The organism is Rhizobium sp. 862_C5_N1_2, assembly GCF_051811205.1.
Lineage (GTDB): Bacteria > Pseudomonadota > Alphaproteobacteria > Rhizobiales > Rhizobiaceae > Rhizobium > Rhizobium leguminosarum.
This window is the reverse complement of the sequence record NZ_JBPWPT010000001.1, coordinates 3956566-3971628: the sequence shown is the minus strand read 5'-3', so window position 1 is coordinate 3971628 and position 15063 is coordinate 3956566. Positions and strand designations below refer to the sequence as shown.

Sequence of the window (15063 nt, the reverse complement as noted above, 5' to 3'; positions counted from 1 at the left end):
CGACCATGCTGAACAGACGATTGTTGCTGATGGGCGCTGCTTTTGGGGCGCTTGCGGTTCGCTCAGGCCCGGCCGGCAAGGCAATCGCCGGCGAGAGGTTTGCGGTGACCCACACCGAGGAGGAATGGCGCAAGCTGCTGACGCCGGATCAATATGTCATCCTGCGCCAGGCGGGGACGGAACATCCCTTCACCAGTGCCTTGCTGCATGAGGAGCGAAAGGGCAATTTCGCCTGCGCCGGCTGCGACCAGGACCTCTTTTCCTCGACCACCAAATTCGACAGCGGCACTGGCTGGCCGAGCTTCTGGGCGCCGCTTGAAAATGCCGTCGGCACGACCGGCGACACGACCTTCAGCATGGCACGTACCGCCGTGCACTGCAGCCGTTGCGGCGGTCACCTCGGCCATGTCTTCGATGACGGCCCGAAGCCAACCGGGCTTCGCTACTGCATGAATGGTCTCGCTATGACCTTCCATCCGGCCTCGGTCTGATTGAGGATGATCTTGTTGTTTTGCCTCAAGGCTGACAGCTTCCAGCGCTCTAGCGCTGCAGCCAGGCCTCGATGCCACGGGCTGCCGCCCGGCCGGTCGCCAGGCAGGCGGTGAGGAGATAGCCACCAGTCGGCGCCTCCCAGCCGAGCATTTCGCCGGCGACGAAGGTGCCCGGCAGTGCCTTCAACATGTAGCTCTCGTCGACGCCGCTCCAGCGGATGCCGCCGGCTGAGGAGATCGCTTCGGCGATCGGGCGGGTTTCGATCACCGGCACCGGCAGGGCCTTGATCATGCGGGCGAGACGCTCCGGATCGGTTCGGTCGCGCTCGGGAGCGAGTTCGCGCAGCAGCGCCGCCTTGACGCCGTCGAGGCCGGCGCCCTTGCGCAGGCGGTTTGAAAAGCTCGATTTAGCGTCCTGCCGCGCAAGGTCGCGGCTCAACCTGTCGATGGTGCGGCCGGGTGCAAGGTCGAGCGTCAGGGAAGCGCTGCCATGGTTCGGCAGCCGGTCGCGCAACGCGGCCGTATGGGTATAGACGAGGCTGCCTTCGATGCCGCTGCCGGTGATGACGAATTCGCCGGGAAAAGTGCCGGCCTCGGACGTGGCGGTGACTGATTTTACCGGCTCGCCGGCGAAACGCTCGCTGAAGTTCCCGCTCCAGCCGACGACGAAGCCGCAATTGGCGGGTTGAAAAGTGTCAATTTCCACACCCCTGCCGGCCAGCCAAGGTACCCAGGTAGCATCCGAGCCGAGGCGCGGCCAGCTTGCGCCGCCGAGCGCCAGCAGGGCTGCGTCGCAATGGACGATGCCGCGCCCTTCGGGCGTTTCGAAAACATAGCCGTCTTCGGCAAAACCGGTCCAACGGTGGCGGGTGCGCAGCGTGGCGCCCTGTGCCTCCAGCCGCCTGAGCCAGGCGCGCAGCAAAGGCGAGGCCTTCATCACCTTCGGAAAAACCCGGCCGGACGAGCCGATGAAGGTTTCCGTCCCGAGCTCGCTTGCCCAACTCCTGATATCATCAGGGGTAAAGGCATCAAGAGCGGGGCGCAGACGGGCGGAGGCCGCTCCGAAGCGCGTGGTGAAACGGGCATAATCCTCGGAATGGGTGATGTTGAGACCGGACTTGCCGGCCAGCAGAAACTTGCGGGCAAAGGTCGGCATGGCGTCATAGACGGTCACCGCATGACCGGCACGGGAAAGCAGTTCGGCAGCCGCGAGACCCGCCGGGCCGCCGCCGATGATTGCAATCCGCTTCTGGTTCATTGATGTCTTCGCCCGATTCTGTCTCGTTCAGTTTTGGCGCGGGCGCGGATCGCCTGCAAGGGCGGAGATCAGTGGTGGGGATGCGTGCACTGGCCGTGGTCGGCGAGAACCTCGATGACGCGGCATTGGTCGACGCGGCCGTGGCCGCAGCCTTCCACCATGGTTTCCAGCTCGGCCTTCAGCGCCCTCAGGCTGCGGATGCGCTGCTCGACCTCGATGAGGCGGGCCTTGGCAATGGCGTCGGCCGAGGCACAGGATTGGTGCGGATCGTCCTGCAGGGTGAGTAGCGTGCGGATCGCCTCGATCTCGAAGCCGAGTTCGCGGGCGTGGCGGATGAAGGCGAGGCGGCTGATATCGGCGGGTTCGAAGGAGCGCTGGTTGCCCTCGCTGCGGCTCGGCGCCGCGAGCAGCCCGATGCTCTCGTAATAACGCACCGTCGGTACCTTGACGCCACTCTGGCGGGCGGCTTCACCGATCGTGATCCTTTTCATAATTTTCCTCTTGCACCTCTAGTCGCTAGAGGATGTAGGAGGGATGCTTCTATTTGACAAGGAAGCGGTTCATGGCTGAGAGCGAAACACGATACCGGGTTGGCGGCATGGATTGCGCCGCCTGCGCAACCAAGATCGATACGGCGGTCAGACGCGTGGCGGGTGTCGCCGATGTTTCCGTCTCGGTGATGGCGGGCACGATGACCGTCCGGCATGATGGCAGCAGCGATCTCAAGACGATTGAGAAGAAGGTGACCGGGCTCGGCTATTCCGTCGCGCCGCTTGCCGGAAACGCTGCGCCTGCGCATGAACACGGCTCGCAGCACCGTCATGACCATGGACATGATCACGGTGATCACGCGGGCCATGACCACGACCATGAAGGGCACGATCATGCAGGCCATAGTCATGACCACGACCATTCTCACGATCATGCCGAGAAGGAAATCGAGGGGCTGCACGGGCACGACCATGCGCCGATGGCCGGTCACTGGTGGCAGAGTAGGAAGGGCCGGCTGACCATCCTTTCGGGTGCGGCACTCGTTGCCGCCTATGCCGTCGGCCATCTCGTGCCGGCGATCGCGTCCTATGCCTTCATCGTCGCCATGCTGATCGGGCTGGTGCCGATCGCTCGGCGCGCCGTCATGGCCTCTTTATCAGGCACACCGTTTTCGATCGAGATGCTGATGACGATCGCCGCTGTCGGCGCCGTCATCATCAATGCCGGCGAAGAGGCGGCAACCGTTGTGTTCCTCTTTCTGGTCGGCGAGTTGCTGGAAGGGGTGGCAGCGGGCAAGGCGCGCGAAAGCATCCAGTCGCTGACGGCCCTGGTGCCGAAGAGTGCGCTACTCGAAGACAATGGGCAGACACGGGAGGTGCCGGCGGAAAGCCTTTCGGTCGGCGCCATCATCATGGTTCGTCCTGGCGACCGGATCTCGGCGGACGGCATCATCATCTCAGGCGAGAGCGCGATCGACGAGGCGCCGGTGACGGGCGAGAGCACGCCGGTGCGCAAGGGCGTCGATGCCGTCGTTTTTGCCGGCACGGTGAATGGCGATGCGGTCCTCAGGGTTCGCGTCACGGCGGCTGCCGCCGACAATACCATCGCCCGCGTCGTCAAGCTGGTGGAGGAAGCTCAGGAATCGAAGGCGCCGACCGAACGCTTCATCGATCGGTTCTCGCGCTATTACACGCCCGGCGTCGTCGTGGTCGCAGCGCTTGTCGCGGTCGTTCCACCGTTGCTGTTCGCTGGGCCGTGGGGCGAATGGGTCTACAAGGGCCTTGCGATCCTTTTGATCGGCTGCCCCTGCGCGCTCGTCATCTCGACGCCGGCGGCGATCGCCGCCTCGCTTTCATCCGGTGCGCGGCGCGGGCTGCTGATGAAGGGCGGCGCGGTGTTGGAAACGCTCGGCAAGGTGACGATGGTCGCCTTCGACAAGACAGGCACGCTGACAGAAGGCAAGCCTCAAGTGACTGATATCATTTCCTTTGGCCTGAGCGAGGCGCAGGTGCTGTCGCGCGCGGCGGTGCTGGAGCAGGGTTCCAGTCATCCGCTGGCGCTGGCGATCCTCAACCGCGCCAAGGCGGACGGCGTTCCCGTGCCGCCGGCCTTCGAGCTTGAAGCGCTGCCGGGCAAGGGTGTCAGCGGCAAAGTCGGCGGTGAGGCGCTGGATCTGCTGTCGCCGCCTGCCGCCCGCGAGCGCGGGACGCTCAGCGCGGAACAGGATGCACGCATCACGGCGCTGAACGACGAGGGCAAGAGCGTGTCGGTGCTGCTCGTCAACGGTGTTGCGGCCGGCCTGATCGCCATGCGTGACGAGCCGCGTGAGGATGCCGAGGCCGGGCTCGCTGCGCTCAAATCAGCAGGCGTCAAGGCGATGATGTTGACGGGCGACAACAAGCGGACGGCAGCAGCCGTTGCCGGTATGCTCGGCATCGATTGGCGCGGCGAGATGATGCCAGAGGATAAGCAGCGGGTCGTCGGCGAATTGAAGCGCCAGGGCTTCATCGTCGCCAAGGTCGGCGACGGCATCAACGATGCTCCGGCGCTGGCCGCTGCCGATATCGGCATCGCCATGGGCGGCGGCACCGATGTGGCGCTGGAGACGGCGGATGCCGCCGTGCTGCACGGACGCGTTGGCGACGTGGCGCGGATGATCGAACTTTCCAAACGCACGATGCGCAACATCCTGCAGAATATCACCATCGCACTCGGGCTGAAGGCGGTGTTTCTGGTGACGACGATCGCAGGGATCACCGGGCTCTGGCCAGCGATTCTTGCCGATACCGGCGCCACCGTGCTGGTGACGATCAATGCACTGCGGTTGCTTCGGATAAAAATATGAATGTCGTTTGAGGAGCCGGCTTCTGCCGGCTCTTTTTATGATGGGTTCTCCACAGCGCTTTTCCGTTAACGCTTCGTTATCCACATCATACACAGCGCGGCGATTCGTTGCCGCCATTGCTGCGCCGCCACAACAACTTGTTGACGTCATGATCGATTCGCGTACCATATCTAGTGTTCGAGGTTCCGTCGATTCGTGAGGATCGGCGGCTAAGACGGGAATTCGGTGCGCTTCGCCATCATGGCGCGGCAATGCCGGGGCTGCCCCCGCAACTGTAAGCGGCGAGCAACTGTCCGATTTCAGGTCACTGGAGCATGATGCTCCGGGAAGGCTGGGCAGGCGCTTTGACCCGTGAGCCAGGAGACCTGCCTCGAACGAAACGTCCACGGGCGGGGTGTCCGGAAGGTCGCGTTGCATGGCTGCGGGGAATCTCCGCATCGCGTTTCGCAGGCCCGAACCTCCGCATGAGCCACTTCGGGGTGAAGTCATGTCAGAATTTCAGTTCAGGCCGCCACCCACTAGAGGTAGAGGGCGGAGTACGCCCAGCGGCTAAATAGCCGCACAGCTCAAAATCATCAGAGAATTTTTCGACGGATATCGACAGATTTCCGATCGATGTCCTGCGCCCAATCGCATCGTCACGAGGAATATCATGACCATTACCGTCTACAGCAAGCCTGCCTGCGTCCAGTGCACTGCCACCTACCGCGCCCTCGACCGTCTGGGCGTCGATTATGACATCGTCGATATCTCGCAGGATGCCGAAGCGCTCGATCGCGTCCGCAGCCTCGGCTACATGCAGGCGCCTGTCGTCATCGCCGGCGAGCAGCATTGGGCGGGCTTCCGTCCCGACATGATCAGCGCGCTCTCCTGACCTGAGGACAAGCGATGGGCCTGATCGTCTATTATTCCAGCCGATCCGAGAACACCCATCGGTTCGTCGCCAAGCTCGGTCTGCGCGCGGCGCGCATTCCGCCAGGTGGCGCAGACGCGTTCCATATCCGCGAACCCTTCGTGCTGATCGTGCCGACCTATAGCGGCGACGGCGGCAAGGGTGCCGTTCCCAAGCAGGTGATCCGTTTCCTCAACGATGCGGAAAACCGAGGACACATCCGCGGCGTGATCGCCGCGGGCAACAGCAATTTCGGCGAGACATACGGGCTCGCCGGCGACGTGGTCTCGCAGAAATGCCAGGTGCCGTACCTTTACCGGTTCGAGCTCATGGGTACCGAAGACGACGTCGCCAAGGTCAAACACGGAATGGAACGATTTTGGACACGGGAACAAACCTGACGCGGGATGCGGGCGCAAAACCGCATCAAACTTTTGCTCAGCCCGCCGGGGAGAGGCCGCCGAAAGCAGCCGAAACCCTCGACTATCACGCGCTGAACGCGATGCTGAACCTCTATGACGATGAGGGGCGGATTCAGCTCGACAAGGATCGTTTGGCGGCCAAGCAATATTTCCTCCAGCATGTGAACCAGAACACAGTGTTCTTCCACAATCTGAGGGAAAAGCTCGATTACCTCGTGACCGAAGGATATTACGAGCAGGAGGTTCTCGACCAGTATTCCTTCAATTTCGTGCGGGATCTGTTCGACCAGGCCTACGCCAAGAAATTCCGTTTCCCGACCTTCCTCGGCGCCTTCAAATATTACACCAGCTATACGCTGAAGACCTTCGACGGAAAGCGCTATCTCGAGCGCTATGAGGACCGCATCTGCATGGTGGCTCTGGCCTTGGCGCGTGGCGACGAGGCCCTTGCCCGCGACATGGTCGACGAGATCATTTCCGGCCGCTTCCAGCCGGCAACGCCGACCTTCCTCAATGCCGGCAAGAAGCAGCGCGGCGAACTGGTTTCCTGCTTCCTGCTGCGCGTCGAGGACAATATGGAATCGATCGGCCGGTCGATCAATTCGGCGCTGCAATTGTCGAAGCGCGGCGGCGGCGTGGCGCTGTCGCTGACGAATATCCGCGAGGCAGGCGCGCCGATCAAGCATATCGAGAACCAGTCCTCGGGTATCATCCCGGTGATGAAGCTGCTCGAAGACAGTTTCTCCTATGCCAACCAGCTCGGGGCGCGGCAGGGCGCGGGTGCGGTCTATCTCAATGCCCATCACCCCGATATCATGCGCTTCCTTGACACCAAGCGCGAAAATGCCGACGAAAAAATCCGCATCAAGACGCTGTCACTCGGCGTCGTCGTGCCCGATATCACCTTCGAACTCGCCAAGAACAATGAGGATATGTATCTGTTCTCGCCCTATGACGTGGAACGCGTCTATGGCGTGCCTTTCACCGAGATTTCGGTGACGGAAAAATATCGCGAGATGGTGGCGGATGCCCGCATTTCGAAGAAGAAGATCAAGGCGCGCGAATTCTTCCAGGTGCTTGCCGAAATCCAGTTCGAGAGCGGCTACCCCTACATCATGTTCGAGGACACGGTGAACCGGGCGAACCCGATCGCCGGACGTATTTCGATGAGCAATCTATGCTCGGAAATCCTGCAGGTCAGCGAGGCGAGCGAATATCATGACGACCTTTCCTACAAACATCTCGGCAAGGATATTTCCTGCAATCTCGGCTCGCTGAATATCGTGGCGGCAATGGATTCGGCAGATTTCGGCAAGACGATCGAGACCTCGATCCGGGCGCTGACAGCCGTTTCCGACATGAGTCACATTTCCTCGGTTCCCTCGATCGAGAAGGGCAATGACGAGAGCCATGCGATCGGCCTCGGCCAGATGAACATGCACGGTTATCTCGCCCGCGAGCGTATCTTCTACGGCTCCGAGGAAGGCGTCGATTTCACCAATATCTATTTCTATACGGTGACCTATCACGCAATCCGCGCCTCGAACCTTTTGGCGGTCGAACGCGGTACGAGCTTCAAGGGCTTCGAGAATTCGAAATATGCCTCCGGCGACTATTTCGACAAATATACAGAGCAGCTCTGGGAGCCGGCGACGGAGACGGTCAGGGCGCTGTTCGAGACGTCAGGCATTCACATTCCGACGCAGGAAGATTGGGCCACGTTGAAGAAGGCGGTGATGGCCTCCGGCCTCTATAACCAGAACCTGCAGGCGGTTCCGCCGACGGGGTCGATCTCCTATATCAACCACTCGACCTCCTCGATCCATCCGATCGTCTCGAAGATCGAAATCCGCAAGGAAGGTAAGATCGGCCGCGTCTATTATCCGGCGCCGTTCATGACCAACGACAATCTCGACTATTATCAGGATGCCTACGAGATCGGGCCGGAGAAGATCATCGACACCTATGCGGCGGCGACCCAGCATGTCGACCAAGGCCTGTCGCTGACCTTGTTCTTCCGCGACACTGCAACGACGCGCGACATCAACAAGGCGCAGATCCATGCCTGGAAGAAGGGCATCAAGACGATCTACTACATCCGCCTTCGCCAGATGGCGCTGTCCGGCACCGAGGTGCAGGGCTGCGTATCCTGCACCTTATGATTTGATTGCGGCTGACGCTGCAAGAAGCGGGAGGGTTCCGCAGTTCCCTTCGCCATGCAGACGCTGACGCCCGAAAAGGACCACCCGATGAACATGCAAATCAAACCTGCGTCCCGCGTGCGCGCCATCAATTGGAACCGCATCGAGGACGATAAGGATATCGAAGTCTGGAACCGGCTCACCGGCAATTTCTGGCTGCCGGAGAAGGTGCCGCTTTCGAACGACATTCCGTCCTGGGCGACGCTGACGCCGGTCGAGCAGCAGCTGACCATTCGCGTCTTTACCGGTTTGACGCTGCTCGACACGATCCAGAACGGCGTCGGTTCCATCCGGCTGATGGAGGATGCGGTGACGCAGCATGAGGAGGCGGTACTTTCCAACATCTCCTTCATGGAGGCGGTGCATGCGCGCTCCTATTCCTCGATCTTCTCGACGCTGTGCTCGACGCCTGACGTCGACGATGCCTATCGCTGGTCGGAGGAGAATGAATTCCTGCAGCGGAAATCGGCGCTGATCATGGAGCAGTACGGCTCCGACGATCCGCTGAAGAAGAAGGTCGCGAGTGTCTTCCTCGAAAGCTTCCTGTTCTATTCCGGATTCTACCTGCCGATGTACTGGTCGAGCCGCGCCAAGCTCACCAACACGGCCGACATGATCCGACTGATCATCCGCGACGAGGCGGTGCACGGCTATTATATCGGCTACAAGTTCCAGCGCGGGCTGGAGCGGCTCGGTGAGGAGAGAAGGCAGGAGATCAAGGATTTCGCCTTCGAGCTGCTGCTCGAGCTCTATGACAACGAGGCTAGATATACCGAAGCGCTCTATGACGGCGTCGGGCTGACCGAGGATGTCAAGAAATTCCTGCACTACAATGCCAACAAGGCGCTGATGAATCTGGGCTATGAGGCGCTGTTCCCGGGTGAGGCGTGTAAGGTCAATCCGGCAATCCTGTCAGCGCTTTCGCCGAATGCCGACGAGAACCACGACTTCTTCTCCGGCTCCGGTTCCTCCTATGTGATCGGCAAGGCTGTCGCGACAGAGGACGAGGACTGGGATTTCTGAGGCTTGATCGCAGTCTCCCTCTTATCATTTGCTCTCTCATCGCCCACATTCAGCGGAAACTAAATTTGGTCCTCGCCTGTAACGTGGCGTAGCGGGAGTTTTTGATGTCGTCTTTTTTGAGCAAGGCCGGGACTGCCGTCGAGGCGGGCGAAGGCGTCTGGCCGGTCCGCAGAAGACGGATTCTCGACTGGCTGGTGAACGAGACGCGCGGCGAGCGGTTCATCGACAATATCCTGGTGGAGATGTGCGAGAAGCTTTTGGCATCAGGAGTGCCGGTGGCGCGGGCGACATTGCATTTCAGGATGAACCATCCGCAATGGATTGGCGCCCGCATCCTCTGGAAGGAAGGCCTGGCCGAGGCGAAGATCAACACATTTGCCTATGGTATCGAAAATACGCCGGAGTTCCTGAAGAGTCCCGTCAACGCGATCCATCAGGGGGCGGAGGAGGTGCGCAAACAGCTGGAAGATACAGCCGACGACGAGGATTCATTCTATCAGGAACTGCGCGACGACGGTCTCACGGAGTATATCGCCTGGCCAGTCGAGCACACTTTCGGCAAACGGCACGTCGCGACATTTTCCACCAGCCGGCCGGGCGGTTTTACGAACGAGCATGTCGATTTCCTGCGCGATCTGCTGCCGGCACTGACCCTCGTCAGCGAAATCCGGCTGAAGAACATCATGGCGCGCACGCTGCTGCAGACCTATGTCGGACCGCATGCGAGCGAACAGATCCTGTCGGGCGTCACGACGCGCGGCAGCGGCGCGACCGTCGGTGCGGCAATCATGATCTGCGACCTGCGCGACTTTACTGAGATTTCCGATCTCTGGCCGCGTGACGATGTCATCCATCTGCTCAACGATTACTTCGACGCCATGTCGGATCCGATCGAACGGTATGGCGGAGAAATCCTGAAGTTCATGGGCGATGGATTGCTGGCGATCTTCCCGCTGAGCAAGGACACGGCCTGTCACGATCTGCTGCAGGCGATCCGCGAAGGGCAGGCGCTGATGGCGCAATTGAACCAGCAGTATGCGGGCAACGGACGCGAACCGCTGCGCTACGGCGTCGGCGTGCATGTCGGCGACGTCATGTACGGCAATATCGGCTCGCGCCGGCGGCTGGATTTCACCGTCATCGGCCCGGCGGTCAATGTCGCCTCGCGGCTTGAAACCTTGACTAAGGAGGTCAAGCGTCCGGTACTCTTGTCGCGGGCCTTTGTCGAAATGGCGGACTGCGCGAAAGACATGGACAGCCTCGGCACCTTCCCGCTGCGCGGGCTCGGCGAGCCGGTCGATGTCTTCGCCTTTCCGGAGCGCTAGAAACTTATACTCCTCGCTTGTTACCCCAGAGCAGCACATGCAGTTGGGGTAGTACGCGTACCGCAAACCATTGGTCGGCCGTCACCCTTTCGACAAGCCAGTGCATCCGATCCATCACGCCGTCGATATCAATGCGTGCGTCCTCGTCATCGGGCGGCGGCGGCGTATGATTGCCGGGCTGAAGGAACAAGGGAATTTGGGGATAGCGCCGACCCGCGCGCTGGGCGAATTCGTAGTCGGCATCGTCGAAGACGACAATCTTCAATGCGACCTCCGGTCCGCCGGCGGCCAATTGAAGGCAGTGATCCACCTGGTCCCAGTCCGTCAGCATTCCGCTTGATGGCGGTTTGGGGCTGATGACCAGGATATCGAGATCGCGAAACCAAGCCTGGGCCACACTTCCCTGTGTTTCCAGTGCAAAGCGGTATCCTTGGGAATGGCCGAGTTCGATCAATGGCCTTAAGGGCTGTATCGCCGGATTGCCTCCGGAGAGAGAAACCGTCAGTGGCTTGCCCCCCGAGAGTTCCGTGACCTTATGCCAGACCGCCTCAGTGGACATGGGAATCCATTGATCCCGGAACGCGCTGTCGACCGCGTGAAGACTGTCGCACCAGGAACACCTGAAGTCACAGCCGCCTGTCCTCACGAACACCGTCGGCAGCCCGAGCAAGGCACCTTCACCCTGTATGGTCGGGCCAAAGATTTCGCTGACGCGAATGCTCCCCACGCTCACGGCCTGTACTCCGCCCAGGTTTTGGGGGTCTCGCTGACGCGAACGGATGAGGTCTCTGGAAAGCGCTGCTTGCACCAGTCGTAAAAGTGCCTTGCCAGAAATTCCGAGGTGACTTTCGAATGGCCGAAGACGTCGTTCAGGTGACGATGATCGAATGTTTCGTCGATATAGCGCTTGAGTGGCGAGAGGTCGTGATAATCACGAACGAAGCCATCATCATTCAGGCTTTCCGCAGCTAGTTCGACGATGACGATGTAGTTGTGACCGTGAAGCCGAGCGCATTGATGGTCGGCAGGCAGGTGATCCAATTGATGCGAGGCGGAGAGATGAAACTCCTTGGTGATGCGGTACATCAACGCACCTCCGTGGCCGAGTATCGCGACACGGCCGCTTTCCAGAAATCGCGGTCTTCGTACTCCGTGGGATCGGGAACACCGGCAAGATGGAAAGCTTCACGGCGTTCCACGCAGGTTCCGCAGCGTCCACAGTGAAGCTCGCCGCCTTTGTAGCAGGACCAGGTCTCCGAAAACGGCGTGCCGTGTTTCGCGCCGTCAACAACGATCGCCTCTTTGGAAACATCGACATAGGGGGCAAGCAGTTTCACGCTGGCATAACCTTCCAGCGCTTCATTCTGCATGCGCTGGAAAGCATCGATGAAGCCCGGTCGGCAGTCCGGGTAGATGAAGTGGTCGCCGCCATGCACGGCGACGGCAACGGCATCTGCCTTTTGCGCCGCAGCCAGACCGAACGCAATTGCCAGCATGATGGCATTGCGGTTCGGCACGACGGTGGCTTTCATGGTCTCCTCGGCGTAGTGGCCATCGGGAACCTCGACATTGTCCGTCAGGGCCGATCCGCTGAGATGACCGCCGATGCTGGCGATGTCGATAATATGATGGGGAACGGAGAGCCGTGAGGCACAGCTGGCGGCGAAGTCGAGTTCCTTGCGATGCCGTTGGCCGTAGTCGAATGAGACCAGGCCGATAAGTTGCTTTTCCGTCGCGACCTTGTGGGCAAGCGAAACGGAGTCCAGTCCGCCTGAGCAGACGACGATGGTTTTCATATTTTGGATCCCTTGTTTTGACCGGGTGGGCTGCGACCGGATTACGCGGTGCTTCTAGGACAAATCACGCGTCATGGAAACAGTTTTGAAGCGTGAGCGTCATTGCGGAATGAGATGTCGTTGATTTCGCTGGGGTTTTCATGGCTTTTTGGTCTGATGCCAACGCTCCCCACAGCCGGGTAGCCTAACCGATCGGAAAGTTGATCTGCGGCGGCAGAAGAAGCTGCAGATCCTGGGCGTCCGGATTGTTGATGCGCTGCAGCAGCATGCGTCCCAGATCCTCGCCGGCCGCCGTCAGGTCCTCGTGGATCGTGTCGACCTTCGGCTGCAACTGACTGAGAAGGCGGGACGTCTCCTTGGCGACGATATCGTAATCGGCGGCCAGTATGCGGCCGGCATCGCTCATGCCGCTGATGACGGCAAGCGCCGAAACTTCGCCGGGGCAGATGAAACCATCCGGAGCATCCGGAGCATCAGCGCGGCTGCTAATGAAGTCGCGCAGCACGCCTGCTGGCGTATCGAGATCGACTGCCTCGGGGATCTCATAGGCGATGCCCGCCTCCCGCACCGCCGTCATGAAACCATGCAGGATATGCTGGCAGAAGGTAAGCCGTTTCGGCGGCAGGATCACCGCCACCTTTTTGCGGCCCTTGGTGATCAGCCGGCGCGTCGCCTCATAGGCAAAGGTGAAATTGTCGTAGTCGACATAGGGGTGAGGCGTCGAATATTCGGTGCGGCCATGACAGATGAAGGGAAAGCCGGTCTCGAGCAGCAGGCGGACGCGGGCATCGAGCGGTTCGGTGCGCGTGAAGATCAGCCCGTCGGCGAGGTGATTGCGGATGATATATTCGGCGGCCTCGATATCGGTCGTCGACAGGAAGTTCGGGGCGACGACAAGATGGTAGGAGGTCTCTTTCAGCGCCTTGGCGATGCCGTACATGATCGAGGTGCTGAAGCCGACCACTTCCTCGTGCGAATCGAGCAGGATAGCGATGACATTGGTGCGGCCGGTCTTCAGGCGCTGCGCGGCCCGGTCAGGGAGATAGCCGATCTCGCGGGCGATGCGGTGCACGCGTTGACGGGTCTCGAGCGAAATCTGCGGCGCATCGGAAAGCGCCCGTGACACCGTCGTCACGGCAAGGCCGGCGATCGTGGCGATCGTTCGCAAGGTCGGCTTGCCGCGCTTATGCGTGATATCGAGATTTTCGCCGCGCTGCGGTCGGGACGGTTCGGTCACCCTTGGCTTTCCATGCTGGAATTGCCGATACCATAACACGATGAATCCGGCGTGCAATCGATGAATGAAAACGTTTTAAATTTTAACGTTCTGTTAGTCACGGATTAAATATGAATTATATTCAGTAACTTACGGAAATAACCATATTTTCTCGAGAGTCGAGAAAGGGCTTGACGACAGGAGGCTTATAACGTTTTAAATTGTCAACCGCGCGGAGGAGTGCGGCCGTATGCTGACCGCTGGAATGGCGGGAAGCATCGGGCGGCAGGGAGGGTCCCGCCGCCGATTTGCAAATGGGAGGAAATTCATGCGCAAGTTTTTGAGCTCGGCAGCTATTGCTGTCGTGATGATGGCTGGCCTCAGTGCTGCCCATGCCGCCGATGTGAAGGAAGTGCAGATGCTGCACTGGTGGACGTCTGGCGGTGAGGCAGCGGCGCTGAACGTATTGAAGCAGGATCTTTCGAAGGAAGGTTTTGCCTGGAAGGACGTGCCGGTTGCCGGCGGTGGCGGCGATGCGGCGATGACGGCGCTGAAGGCGATGGTCGCGGCCGGCACCTATCCGACGGCCTCGCAGATGCTGGGTTATACCGTGCTCGACTATGCCCAGGCCGGCGTCATGGGCGATCTGACCGAGACGGCGAAGAAGGAAGGCTGGGACAAGTCGGTTCCGGCAGCGCTGCAGAAGTTCTCGGTCTATGACGGCAAGTGGGTTGCAGCTCCCGTCAACGTCCACTCGGTCAACTGGCTGTGGATCAACAAGGCTGTGATGGACAAGATCGGCGGCACCCAGCCGAAGACCTTCGACGAGCTGATCGCACTGCTCGACAAGGCCAAGGCCGCCGGCGTCATCCCGCTCGCCCTTGGCGGCCAGAACTGGCAGGAAGCGACGATGTTCGATTCCATCGTGCTGTCGACCGGCGGTCCGGAGTTCTACAAGAAGGCCTTCAACGACCTCGACGAGGAATCGCTGAAGTCCGACACGATGAAGAAGTCCTTCGACAATCTGGCGACGATCATCAAGTATGTCGACCCGAACTTCTCGGGCCGCGACTGGAACCTGGCGACCGCCATGGTCATCAAGGGTGATGCGCTGGTGCAGGTGATGGGCGACTGGGCCAAGGGCGAATTCGTCGCCGCCAAGAAGACGCCGGACACCGACTTCCTGTGCTACCGCTTCCCCGGCACCGACGGCAGCGTGGTCTACAACTCCGACATGTTCGGCATGTTCAACGTCCCCGATGACCGCAAGGCGGCCCAGGTGGCGCTGGCAACGGCAACGCTGTCGAAGAGCTTCCAGTCGGCCTTCAACGTCGTCAAGGGTTCGGTGCCGGCTCGTACCGACGTTCCCGACACCGACTTCGACGCTTGCGGCAAGAAGGGCATCGCCGACCTGAAGGCAGCCAACGAAGGCGGCACGCTGTACGGCTCGCTGGCGCAAGGGTACGGCGCACCGCCGGCGATCGCCAATGCCTATAAGGATGTCGTCTCGAAGTTCGTCCACGGCCAGATCAAGACCTCCGACGAAGCCGTCAAGCAGCTCGTCCAGGCGATCGACGACGCCCGCTGAGGCCACTGTCGACTA

Annotated in this window: 14 protein-coding genes and 1 riboswitch; of the genes, 8 read left to right on the top strand and 6 right to left on the bottom strand. The window is 60.6% G+C overall.

The window, feature by feature from the left end:
* The first annotated feature begins 5 nt into the window (after positions 1 to 5).
* Positions 6 to 491, top strand: a complete 486-nt coding sequence (gene msrB, locus ACD590_RS19700; RefSeq protein WP_018243704.1) for a peptide-methionine (R)-S-oxide reductase MsrB — start codon at positions 6 to 8, stop codon at positions 489 to 491.
* Positions 492 to 540: 49 nt separating this feature from the next.
* On the opposite strand, the gene ACD590_RS19695 is transcribed toward msrB, so the two are convergent.
* Entirely contained in the window at positions 541 to 1749 is a 1209-nt protein-coding gene (locus ACD590_RS19695; RefSeq protein WP_439003208.1) for a TIGR03862 family flavoprotein, read from the bottom strand.
* A gap of 68 nt (positions 1750 to 1817) precedes the next feature.
* Positions 1818 to 2240, bottom strand: a complete 423-nt coding sequence (locus ACD590_RS19690; RefSeq protein WP_018243702.1) for a MerR family transcriptional regulator — start codon at positions 2238 to 2240, stop codon at positions 1818 to 1820.
* Positions 2241 to 2311: 71 nt separating this feature from the next.
* Here ACD590_RS19690 and ACD590_RS19685 point away from each other — a divergent pair, with 71 nt between their 5' ends.
* From ACD590_RS19685 to ACD590_RS19660, 6 genes are all read left to right on the top strand, one after another.
* Positions 2312 to 4585 (top strand): heavy metal translocating P-type ATPase, encoded by a 2274-nt coding sequence (locus ACD590_RS19685; protein ID WP_439003207.1) that lies wholly within the window; start codon positions 2312 to 2314, stop codon positions 4583 to 4585.
* Positions 4586 to 4748: 163 nt separating this feature from the next.
* Positions 4749 to 4972: riboswitch (cobalamin riboswitch) on the top strand.
* Positions 4973 to 5237: 265 nt separating this feature from the next.
* Entirely contained in the window at positions 5238 to 5459 is a 222-nt protein-coding gene (gene nrdH, locus ACD590_RS19680; RefSeq protein ID WP_018243700.1) for a glutaredoxin-like protein NrdH, read from the top strand.
* A gap of 14 nt (positions 5460 to 5473) precedes the next feature.
* Entirely contained in the window at positions 5474 to 5878 is a 405-nt protein-coding gene (gene nrdI / locus ACD590_RS19675) for a class Ib ribonucleoside-diphosphate reductase assembly flavoprotein NrdI (protein WP_018243699.1), read from the top strand.
* On the top strand, positions 5857 to 8061 hold the full coding sequence (gene nrdE, locus ACD590_RS19670) for a class 1b ribonucleoside-diphosphate reductase subunit alpha (protein WP_439003206.1): 2205 nt from the start codon (positions 5857 to 5859) through the stop codon (positions 8059 to 8061). The genes nrdI and nrdE overlap by 22 nt, the downstream gene beginning before the upstream one ends.
* Before the next feature lie 87 nt (positions 8062 to 8148).
* Positions 8149 to 9123 carry a class 1b ribonucleoside-diphosphate reductase subunit beta gene (nrdF, locus tag ACD590_RS19665; RefSeq protein ID WP_026188536.1) on the top strand — a complete coding sequence of 325 codons (975 nt, stop codon included), beginning with the start codon at positions 8149 to 8151 and terminating at the stop codon, positions 9121 to 9123.
* 104 nt (positions 9124 to 9227) lie between these two features.
* Positions 9228 to 10448: an adenylate/guanylate cyclase domain-containing protein gene (locus tag ACD590_RS19660; protein WP_018243696.1), complete on the top strand. Its 1221-nt coding sequence runs from the start codon at positions 9228 to 9230 to the stop codon at positions 10446 to 10448.
* Between the two features lie 4 nt (positions 10449 to 10452).
* Here ACD590_RS19660 and queE read toward each other — a convergent pair whose 3' ends face one another.
* The 4 genes from queE to ACD590_RS19640 all read right to left on the bottom strand — a co-directional run bounded on the left by queE (position 10453) and on the right by ACD590_RS19640 (position 13481).
* Positions 10453 to 11181 carry a 7-carboxy-7-deazaguanine synthase QueE gene (gene queE, locus ACD590_RS19655; protein ID WP_439003205.1) on the bottom strand — a complete coding sequence of 243 codons (729 nt, stop codon included), beginning with the start codon at positions 11179 to 11181 and terminating at the stop codon, positions 10453 to 10455.
* Positions 11178 to 11534, bottom strand: coding sequence for a 6-carboxytetrahydropterin synthase QueD (gene queD, locus ACD590_RS19650; protein ID WP_018446446.1), 357 nt, complete (start codon positions 11532 to 11534; stop codon positions 11178 to 11180). The genes queE and queD overlap by 4 nt, the downstream gene beginning before the upstream one ends.
* Positions 11534 to 12244, bottom strand: coding sequence for a 7-cyano-7-deazaguanine synthase QueC (queC, locus tag ACD590_RS19645; RefSeq protein ID WP_439003204.1), 711 nt, complete (start codon positions 12242 to 12244; stop codon positions 11534 to 11536). Before queC ends, queD begins: the two co-directional genes overlap by 1 nt.
* Before the next feature lie 184 nt (positions 12245 to 12428).
* A complete protein-coding gene (locus ACD590_RS19640) occupies positions 12429 to 13481 on the bottom strand; it encodes a LacI family transcriptional regulator (RefSeq protein ID WP_112905307.1) in 1053 nt (350 codons plus the stop codon).
* Between the two features lie 307 nt (positions 13482 to 13788).
* Between ACD590_RS19640 and ACD590_RS19635 the strand changes: the two genes are divergently transcribed.
* A complete protein-coding gene (locus ACD590_RS19635; RefSeq protein ID WP_112905305.1) occupies positions 13789 to 15048 on the top strand; it encodes an ABC transporter substrate-binding protein in 1260 nt (419 codons plus the stop codon).
* Positions 15049 to 15063 lie beyond the last annotated feature (15 nt).